This is a genomic window from Serratia sp. (in: enterobacteria), assembly GCF_046715635.1.
Taxonomy (GTDB): Bacteria; Pseudomonadota; Gammaproteobacteria; order Enterobacterales; family Enterobacteriaceae; genus Chania.
In genome coordinates, this window is record NZ_JBKJYW010000261.1 from 1 (window position 1) to 6,597 (window position 6,597).

Annotated in this window: 7 protein-coding genes; 3 read left to right on the plus strand and 4 right to left on the minus strand. The window is 57.9% G+C overall.

The features are described from left to right. On the plus strand, positions 1-1,331 hold a 1,331-nt coding region (locus ACLQ7H_RS12945; protein WP_411753021.1), incomplete at its 5' end, for an acyl-CoA dehydrogenase domain-containing protein. Between the two features lie 74 nt (positions 1,332-1,405). Here ACLQ7H_RS12945 and mtnK read toward each other — a convergent pair. After that, entirely contained in the window at positions 1,406-2,605 is a 1,200-nt protein-coding gene (mtnK, locus tag ACLQ7H_RS12950; protein WP_411753022.1) for an S-methyl-5-thioribose kinase, read from the minus strand. Between the two features lie 143 nt (positions 2,606-2,748). Between mtnK and mtnA the strand changes: the two genes are divergently transcribed. Then, the gene (mtnA, locus tag ACLQ7H_RS12955) at positions 2,749-3,777 is read left to right on the plus strand and encodes an S-methyl-5-thioribose-1-phosphate isomerase (RefSeq protein ID WP_411753023.1); all 1,029 of its coding nucleotides are present in this window, start codon (positions 2,749-2,751) and stop codon (positions 3,775-3,777) included. 224 nt (positions 3,778-4,001) lie between these two features. Here mtnA and ACLQ7H_RS12960 read toward each other — a convergent pair whose 3' ends face one another. Genes ACLQ7H_RS12960 through ACLQ7H_RS12970 form a run of 3 tightly spaced genes read right to left on the minus strand, consistent with a single transcriptional unit; the run spans position 4,002 to position 5,841 of the window. After that, positions 4,002-4,544 carry a 1,2-dihydroxy-3-keto-5-methylthiopentene dioxygenase gene (locus tag ACLQ7H_RS12960; protein ID WP_411753024.1) on the minus strand — a complete coding sequence of 181 codons (543 nt, stop codon included), beginning with the start codon at positions 4,542-4,544 and terminating at the stop codon, positions 4,002-4,004. Beyond that, positions 4,544-5,230, minus strand: coding sequence for an acireductone synthase (gene mtnC, locus ACLQ7H_RS12965; RefSeq protein WP_411753025.1), 687 nt, complete (start codon positions 5,228-5,230; stop codon positions 4,544-4,546). The genes ACLQ7H_RS12960 and mtnC overlap by 1 nt, the downstream gene beginning before the upstream one ends. Continuing rightward, positions 5,227-5,841: a methylthioribulose 1-phosphate dehydratase gene (locus tag ACLQ7H_RS12970; RefSeq protein WP_411753026.1), complete on the minus strand. Its 615-nt coding sequence runs from the start codon at positions 5,839-5,841 to the stop codon at positions 5,227-5,229. The genes mtnC and ACLQ7H_RS12970 overlap by 4 nt, the downstream gene beginning before the upstream one ends. A gap of 106 nt (positions 5,842-5,947) precedes the next feature. On the opposite strand from ACLQ7H_RS12970, the gene ACLQ7H_RS12975 reads away from it, so the two are divergent. After that, positions 5,948-6,597, plus strand: a 650-nt coding sequence (locus ACLQ7H_RS12975; protein WP_411753027.1) for an aminotransferase class I/II-fold pyridoxal phosphate-dependent enzyme, incomplete at its 3' end; no start/stop codon positions are given.

Consider the following 6,597-nt stretch of genomic DNA (forward strand, 5'->3'; position numbering starts at 1 on the left):
TCACTCTGCCGTCCAACTCCACCGGCAGCCTGAAATCGGTGGCTTTGGCGACCGGCGCTTACGCCCATATTCGCCGCCAGTTCAAAATCTCTATCGGTAAGATGGAAGGGATTGAAGAACCGCTGGCACGTATTGCCGGTAATACCTACGTGATGGACGCCGCCGCGTCGCTGATCACCTATGCGTTGATGCAGGGCGAAAAGCCTGCGGTGCTGTCCGCCATCGTCAAATACCATTGTACCCTCCGTGGCCAGCAGGCCATCATTGATGCGATGGATATCACCGGCGGTAAAGGCATCATGCTGGGCAAAGCCAACTTCCTGGCCCGTGCCTACCAGGGCGCGCCGATCGCCATCACGGTGGAAGGTGCCAATATCCTGACCCGTACCATGATGATCTTTGGCCAGGGGGCGATCCGCTGCCATCCTTATGTGCTGACCGAAATGGCAGCCGCGCAGAACAACGATCTGCACAGCTTCGACCAGGCGCTGTTTGGCCACCTCGGCCACGTCGGCAGCAGCAAAATGCGCAGCCTATGGCTCGGCCTGACCAATGGCCGCACCAGCAGCACGCCAACCAAGGATGCTACACGCCGCTACTACCAGCATTTGAACCGTTTGAGCGCCAACCTTGCATTGCTGTCTGACGTTTCCATGGGCGTGCTGGGCGGCAGCCTGAAGCGCCGCGAGCGTATCTCTGCCCGTCTGGGTGACGTGCTGAGCCAGATGTACCTGGCCTCGGCCACGCTGAAACGTTTTGAAGATGAAGGGCGTCAGAAAGAAGATCTGCCACTGGTTCACTGGGGCGTGCAAGACAGCCTGAACCAGGCAGAACAAGCGTTGGACGATTTGCTGCGCAACTTCCCTAACCGCTTTATTGCCGGGGCGATGCGTCTGGTGGTGTTCCCATTCGGCCGCGTGCATACCGCACCTTCCGATAAGCTGGACCACCAGTTGGCGAAGATTATCCAACAGCCTTCGGCCACCCGTAGCCGCCTTGGCCGTGGTCAATACCTGACGCCAAGCGAGCATAACCCGGTTGGCCTGCTGGAAGCCGCGCTGCTGGACGTGATCGCCGCAGAACCTATCCACCAGCGCCTGTGCAAGCAAGCCGGTAAGAACCTGCCGTTCACCCGCCTCGATCGCCTGGCACAGCGTGCATTGGATGAAGGCAAAATCAGCGCCGATGAAGCCAAAATCCTGGTGAAAGCGGAAGAGAGCCGTCTGCGTTCAATCAACGTTGATGACTTTGCTCCGGACGCGCTGGCGGCGCAACAGCCGGTAAAGCCAGTAAAGCTGGAGAAACGCCAGCAGCAGACTGAAGCCGCATAACGGTCACGGGTCATAAATGCCAAAGGGGCGATGCCATAACGGATCGCCCCTTTTCATTGCAGATTCAGATTGGCTCAGCCATGTTGGCGGATACGCGCCAGCAAGGCATCGATGTGTTCTATGTGCGGCGCGTTAACGATCAGCGCGCGGCCCAGATTGAGGGCGTTGCGCTGACATTCGGCACGCATTTGTGCATCGGTGATGCTGTCCAGATCGGCCACGTGCGCCAGCCCGATAGTGCGGCGTATCAGCTCCGTGCCGCAGTAGCCCACCGCATCCGTCCATACCTGTTGCAGGAACTGCTCGGCATAGCCGGGCAGCGCCAGCGTTGCGTCGCGGCTATGTTGATGGCACAACGCCAGAAAGCGATCGGCAAAGATCAGCCACAGCTCACGCACATCCTGCAACCGCTGCTCACGCCCGGCCGCCGCATCACGCGGGCCGAACAACCCAGGTAACCCACAATAGTTCAGCAGCAGATTACCCAGCGCAGTGCCAATGTCGAAGCCGATCGGCCCGTAGAAGCCAAACTCGGCGTCGATCGCCTTCAGCTTGCCTTCTGCGACGAAGATCGAACCGCTGTGAATATCACCATGCAGCAGCGCTTCGACCTTGCTCAGGAAACGATGTTTCAGCCCGGCTACCGCCAGCTTCAGCGCCGCGTCATCACGCAGTGCCAGCACCTGCGGCAACAGCGCCTCGTCAAACTGATTACGCTCATGATCCTGATAAGGATCGCTGAAAAACAGATCTTCGGTGATCTGGCACAGCTCCGGGTTGCTGAAGCGGCTGACTTCTGCCTTTTTCAGCTGTGCGCTCTGGTAAAAATCAGAGGTATGGAACAGGGTTTGCGCCAAGTATTCCGCCAGTTGCCCGGCTGCCAGCGGATAGTAGCGCCCTTTCACCAACTCGCTGCGCCAAATGTGATGGTCAGAGAGATCTTCCTGCACCATCACCGCCAGCTCAGGATCGTGATGCAGCACCTGCACCGTGTGACGTGGGCACAGCGCCCCGTGGATCAGCAGCGTTTCCGCTTCGATACGCGCCCGATCCAGCGTCAACGGCCAGGATTCCCCCACGCAACGTACATACGGCAGCGCCTGTTTGACAATCACCCGGCTGACGCCGTCAGCATCACGGATTTTAAAGACCAGGTTCAGATTGCCATCGCCGATTTCGTCGGCACTCACCAGCGCCTGTGGATCGGCGAGTTGCCCATATTGGCGCGCGTATGCAACGGCATCGGCAGCAGTAAACGTACGATATTGTGACATCCTCCAACCCCTCTGTTCTTTCCCATAGCGATGATTTTTTTATTTTTAGACGCAAAAGCGTTTGGACGTCTATACATCCAGACATCATGTTGGCAGAATGGGTTCACAGATGCAATAAGAAACACACAAGGATTTAACCACTGATGCAAGCACTTAACACCACCAGCCTGAGCCTGCAAAATAACCGACTGCAGATCCTCGATCAGCAAGCCTTACCGCAGGAAAAACGCTGGCTGCCCTGCGACAGCGTGGACGAATTGGTTGGGCATATCCGCGCCCTGCGGGTGCGTGGCGCACCGTTGATCGGGCTGTCTGCCAGCCTGCTGCTTGCCCTGTTGGCCGAACGTGGTCTGTCGCAGGCTGAGCTGGAACAGGCATTGCAGACGCTACGCGCCTCACGCCCGACCGCGGTGAACCTGATGAACAACCTGGATCGTATGAAGCAGGCTTTGGCACAGCCGGATTGGGTGAGCTCCATGAGCGAGGAAGCGCTGCGCCTAGTGGAGGAAGATCGGACCCTGTGCGATCGCATCGCCGATAACGGTGCCGAGTGGGTGAAACCGGGTAGCCACCTGCTTACCCATTGCAACACCGGAGGATTAGCAACGGCGGGCGTGGGTACAGCGATAGGCGTTCTGCTGCGTGCGCACCAGCAAGGCAAGATCGCCCAGGTTTGGGTCGATGAAACCCGTCCGTTGCTGCAAGGGGGCCGCCTTACCGCCTGGGAACTGGGTGAGCTGGGTATTCCTTACCGCTTGATCTGCGATTCTATGGCCGCCAGCCTGATGGCTACGGGCCAGGTCGATGCCGTCTGGGTTGGCGCAGACCGCATTGCGGCCAACGGTGACGTGGCCAATAAAATCGGCACTTACAGCCTGGCGGTGCTGGCCCATTACCACCGTATTCCGTTTTACGTAGCCGCCCCACATACCACGCACGATCCCCACTGCCCGAACGGCGCGGCCATTCCTATCGAACAGCGTGCATCCGAAGAAGTCACCGGCGTCAGCGGCAGTTTTGGTTCCTGCCAGTGGGCGCCCCTCAATGCACCAACCTACAACCCGGCATTCGATGTGACTCCGGCGGCGTTAATCAGCGGCTGGGTGTTGGATAGCGGCGTCATTACGCCAGAGCAAGTTGCCGACGGCATTTTCCAGCGCGCATTGGCATAATGCTGCCCTCACCCTAGCCCTCTCCCACAGGGAGAGGGGACCGAACGTGCCACAAATTAGCATACGCACTGGCCTTCAGCTCCATATTCGCTGGAGTTAGGAATGTGCCAAAATTTAGCTCCAGCACCTGAACGCTGCACCGTAGCGACTCCCTCTCCCTGTGGGAGAGGGTCGGGGTGAGGGGAAATTGATCGCCTTAACCAACAGGCATTACTGCATTGAACTCAGGCTAACTTGGGATAGGCCTGGGCAATCTGGTCGCCGGTGAAATGGGCCACCCAACCTTCCGGATTATCAAAAACGCGGATGGCGGTGAAATTGGGCGCCGAGCCCATATCAAACCAGTGGCGGGTATTGGCCGGCACCGAGATCAAGTCGTTCTTCTCGCACAGGATTTGGAAGATTTTACCTTCCAGATGCAGGCAAAACAGCCCCGCCCCTTCGACAAAGAAGCGCACTTCACCCTCGCCATGGGTATGTTCGGCCAGGAATTTTTCCCGCAACACTTCACGCTGGGCGTTGTCCGGACGCATGCTGATCACATCCCAGCTCTGGTAGCCCTTTTCAGCCACCAACCGGTCGATCTCATGCTGATAGGCGGCGATCACCGCTTCGGACTGTGGGCTCTCGCCCAATTCACGATCGGCCTGCCAACGCTCAAAACGCACGCCAATCTGCGCCAACTGCTGCTGGATAGCCTGTGCATCCTGGCTCTGCCATAACGGCTGCTGCGGCTCTTTATCGCTAAAAATGGTCAATCCACTCATTAGACAAACTCCCCTAACTCGATGTGATCAAAACGGTTAACCTGCCGGTGCCGGCTTTGCGGATCGGCGGCGTCACGGATCAGTTGGCAGGTATGCCAGCCCGCTAGCCGTGCCGCGTCCAGCTCCTGATGGATATCGGAAAGGAACAGCAGTTCAGCAGGTTCCAGGCCGATGGCTTGGGCGATATTGTGGTATGACGCGCTTTCACGCTTGGCCCCCACGTGCGTATCAAAGTAACCGCTGAACAGCGGTTGCAGATCGCCCGCATCGCTGTAACCAAACAGCAGTTTTTGCGCTTCAACCGAACCGGAAGAGTAGACGAACAGTTTCAACCCTTGCTGCTGCCAGGCGGCCAGCTGTTCGGCCACCTCGGGGTAGAGATGCCCCTGAAAATCGCCGTTCTGATAGCCGCTGCGCCAGATAATGCCCTGCAAGGCCTTCAACGCGGTCGATTTGCGATCTTCATCCATAAAGCGATAAAGGGTGGTAATAAGCAGCTCATTATCGGCATCGGGTTGCGCAATCTCTGCACGCAATGCCGCCAGCGGAGCCACAACTTCGGCGTCGTTGGTATGGCTACGGATAAACTCCCCCAAACGCTCACGGGCATAGGGGAACAAAACCTGATGCACAAAGCGGATATCGCTGGTGGTGCCTTCAATATCGGTGACGATGGCGCGGATCATTTGGCCTCCAGTAAACGGCGTTGCAGTTCGCACTGGAACAGGAACTCCAGCCCTTCAAGGTGGCGGCGCGCTTCCTCCACCTGTTTGCCCCAGCAATACAAGCCGTGGCCACGTACCAGAAAACCGTACTGCAAGGGCGTTACCTCGGCAAATGCGGCCACACGCGCAGCCAGCGCCGGAATATCCTGGTCGTTATCAAAAATAGGGATGCTGACGCTGTCGAGGTGGCTCTTCTGGCCGCTGAGCGATTTCTGCATTTCATACCCTTGCAGCACCAGCGCCTCACTCTTCTCCACACGGGAAAGCACCGTGGCATTGACCGAATGGGTATGCAGGATGGCACAGACGGTGGGATAAAGGCGGTAGATCAGCGTGTGCAGACCGGTTTCCGCCGAAGGCGTACGGCCGCTGGGGACATGGTTGTTTGCCGTTTCCACCAGCAATAAATCCTGTTCACTCAGGCTACCTTTGTCTTTGCCGGACTCGGTCACCAGGCAGTGTTGGGTATCAAGGCGCAGCGACATATTGCCGCCGGTCGCCGGGCACCAGCCTTTTTCACCGATCCAGTGGCAGGCGGCCAATAGGGCTGGTAGTTGCGGGTTTTCTGTCATTCCGTCTTGTTTCCTGATGGCTACGGACGTCTAAACGTCTTGATTGCTAAACATTAACATCGTGCTATATTATTCGCAACATACGCGCCAGGAGAAATAGCCTGATATGAGCACCGCACCTGTCCCAGCCAGTAAATTACCCGACCTCGGCACCACCATCTTTACCCAGATGAGCGCCCTGGCTCAGCAGCATCAGGCGATCAACCTGTCGCAGGGTTTCCCAGATTTTGATGGCCCGGAGTATTTAAAACAGCGCCTGAGCTGGCACGTCAGCCAGGGGGCAAACCAATACGCACCGATGACGGGTGCGGCACCATTGCGCGAAGCCATTGCGGAAAAAACCGCTCAACTCTATGGCTGGCAGCCCGATGCCAATAGTGAAGTGACCGTTACTGCGGGGGCGACCGAAGCGTTGTTCGCTGCGATCAGCGCCCTGGTTCGCTCCGGCGATGAAGTGATTTGCTTCGACCCAAGCTACGACAGCTATGCCCCGGCGGTACAGCTTTCCGGCGGCGTTCTGAAGCGCATTGCCCTGCAGCCACCCGCCTTCAAGGTGGATTGGCAACGGTTTGCCGAACAGCTTTCACCGCGCACGCGGCTGGTGATCCTTAACACTCCGCAGAACCCCTCCGCCACGGCCTGGTCGGCAGAAGATATGCAGCAGCTATGGGCCGCCATCGCCGATCGGGAAATCTATATCCTGAGCGATGAGGTTTACGAACATATCTGCTTTGCCAAAGGGGGGCACGCCAGCGT

Bases quoted from the DNA above. Each gene is read 5' to 3' on its own strand.
- mtnK (WP_411753022.1), bottom strand. From the start codon at position 2,605: ATGTCACAATATCGTACGTTTACTGCTGCCGATGCCGTTGCATACGCG.
- mtnA (WP_411753023.1), top strand. From the start codon at position 2,749: ATGCAAGCACTTAACACCACCAGCCTGAGCCTGCAAAATAACCGACTG.
- ACLQ7H_RS12960 (WP_411753024.1), bottom strand. From the start codon at position 4,544: ATGAGTGGATTGACCATTTTTAGCGATAAAGAGCCGCAGCAGCCGTTA.
- mtnC (WP_411753025.1), bottom strand. From the start codon at position 5,230: ATGATCCGCGCCATCGTCACCGATATTGAAGGCACCACCAGCGATATC.
- ACLQ7H_RS12970 (WP_411753026.1), bottom strand. From the start codon at position 5,841: ATGACAGAAAACCCGCAACTACCAGCCCTATTGGCCGCCTGCCACTGG.